Annotated in this window: 3 protein-coding genes; all 3 read right to left on the minus strand. The window is 50.8% G+C overall.

Annotation, left to right across the window (positions count from 1 at the left end; translation table 11 throughout):
- Positions 1–188: GFA family protein (locus tag CLH62_RS20800; RefSeq protein WP_211285870.1), on the minus strand; the 188-nt coding region annotated here is incomplete at its 3' end.
- 98 nt (positions 189–286) lie between these two features.
- On the minus strand, positions 287–712 hold the full coding sequence (locus tag CLH62_RS20805) for a GNAT family N-acetyltransferase (protein WP_143752403.1): 426 nt from the start codon (positions 710–712) through the stop codon (positions 287–289).
- A 100-nt stretch (positions 713–812) separates the two neighbouring features.
- On the minus strand, positions 813–1,511 hold the full coding sequence (locus CLH62_RS20810) for an aspartate/glutamate racemase family protein (protein ID WP_170005843.1): 699 nt from the start codon (positions 1,509–1,511) through the stop codon (positions 813–815).
- Positions 1,512–1,651 lie beyond the last annotated feature (140 nt).

Below are 1,651 nucleotides of genomic sequence, written 5' to 3' on the forward strand. Positions count from 1 at the left end.
TCGTAAAACTTCAGCAGCTCCTGACCTTTGACGGTGTGCCAATCCGAAGACTGCACTTTAGCGCGAGTTCTGAAAGCCGAGGCATGAAGCTTTCGGCACATTGAACAGTGACAGTTCAGAACATCGGTCAGCGGACCGTTGATTTCGTATTGAATGCCCCCGCAGAGACAACTACCTGTTTGCTTCATTGATGCACCTCCTTGTGTGATAACGCCAGCCATAAGCGGCGGCCCGACAGGGACGTCCGGTGGAGGGCCATCGGCCCGGAACAGACTTAATGGCATTGTTATAAATCAAACTCAAAAACATGCTGCTGCTTCAGTAACGTGAAACCTTGCGCTTGGTAGAACTTGTGGGTGGCATCACGCTTTGAATTACTGCGAACCCTAACGGAAACCCCAATTGACTTGGCCCATAAGATAGCTTCCTCAACCAGTTTAGAGCCAATGCCTTCGCCCCTGTATCCCTCATCAACTATTAGGCCAGAGATTTCAATAAAAGGCGCCACTCCGACCCGAACCGCTAAACATGCGTGTAGCCAACCAACGACGGCTTCGTCTGAATCCGCCACCCAGATGCGGTGCTCGTTTGAGTTTAAGAGTTGGCTGAGCCCATTAGCAGATCGGCGCTTTGATTCAGCAGCAGGCGTCAGCACCTGCGCTAAACGTTCGACATCATCTTTGTCTGCCAACATGGCTGGCCTGATATTCACAAGCTCTCCGGAAAAGATTTATAACGCGAAGCTTAGCGGCGCCCTTGTAATGAAGGCGAAGCCGCAATGAAAAGGGCGTCCGGCGGCCGTAGGCCGCGAACTACAGCGACTTGTTATCTGAGGTTTCCATTGAAGCTCGGTGAATGGCATCAATGTGGACCAAAGCACTGTCAACATATTCGAACCCGCATTCATACCCATCGAAGGCCACGAAAAGATCTGTGCCAGCAAGAACAACAGCTTGAGCACCTTGTTCGTCACACATCTTCTTGCCAGCCTGGAATATAGTCTCTCTTTGGTCTTCGTTTGCGGCACCCGAAACAGCAATGCTCATGTAGGCTTCATGAACTTTGTTTAGGCTATTGCCGGGCGGAACAACAATTTCGGTCTCTCGAAAACTATCGAACAGCCGTGTCTCCATGACCACCTTATTGCCCAATATGCCCACCCTTGTGTAGCCGTTTTGAATTAATGCGCTTTCGAGCCCGGACAACGCATCGATAATGGGAATGGGTGACACTTTCTCCAGTTCGGAAATGCAAAAATGTCCAGCTATTGACGTCACTGCCAATGCTTCGGCACCAGCCGCGCTCAAACGATTAGCCAGTACTTCAAAAATTCTGACCTGCCCATCGACATCGCCAGCCTGAATGTTGCGTATCAAATCGCTCGCTTGGGCATGGCAAATCGTCAACTCCAAACGACTATCACCATCTGATGTCTGATCGGCTTTCACTAAGTTACGATAATAGAACTCTGTTGCGGCTGGCCCGATACCACCGATTAGTCCAATGTGCATAGATACCTCCATGTGGTGAGTGCTTCGTACAGATAACGCCGGTGGTAATGGGCGGCAACGGAGCGCAGCGTAGTTGGTGTCCCGTTGACCACTTGGTTATGCATGTTCCGGCCACATCCCATCCATCATCACTGGGTAGG

Origin of the sequence: Marinobacter guineae, assembly GCF_002744735.1 — a bacterium.
Lineage (GTDB): Bacteria > Pseudomonadota > Gammaproteobacteria > Pseudomonadales > Oleiphilaceae > Marinobacter > Marinobacter guineae.

Coding starts and splice junctions, on each gene's coding strand:
- CLH62_RS20810 (WP_170005843.1), bottom strand. CDS start 1,511: ATGCACATTGGACTAATCGGTGGTATCGGGCCAGCCGCAACAGAGTTC.